This is a genomic window from Haemophilus sp. UMB1048 (genome assembly GCF_030218125.1).
Taxonomy (GTDB): Bacteria; Pseudomonadota; Gammaproteobacteria; order Enterobacterales; family Pasteurellaceae; genus Haemophilus_D.
In genome coordinates, this window is the sequence record NZ_JASOPB010000113.1 from 1 (window position 1) to 266 (window position 266).

Annotated in this window: 1 protein-coding gene; it reads right to left on the minus strand. The window is 36.5% G+C overall.

Annotated features, from left to right (window positions below; all coding sequences use genetic code 11):
- Positions 1-266 (minus strand): hypothetical protein (locus tag QP437_RS10110; RefSeq protein ID WP_369279328.1); only part of this gene is annotated, 266 nt, incomplete at both ends.

Consider the following 266-nt stretch of genomic DNA (forward strand, 5'->3'; position numbering starts at 1 on the left):
ATATCCGCTAACGCTTGTTCTTGATCTTTATAGAAACCTTTTTCTATCGCCAGCCTCATAAAATGCCCCGGGGCATTTACAGAAATAAGTATTCCCCCTGGTATTCTTCTATCATGATTTCTTGTTCTATGAGCAGAAGAGTAAAAAACATTAACACCAGCCTTATATATTTTTAGCCCATCTTTATCCTGAAATGGTACGCTTTCAGTATAAATAACATCCTCTTTTATTGGATAGCACTCTGGCATATGCAGCGAACAAATATA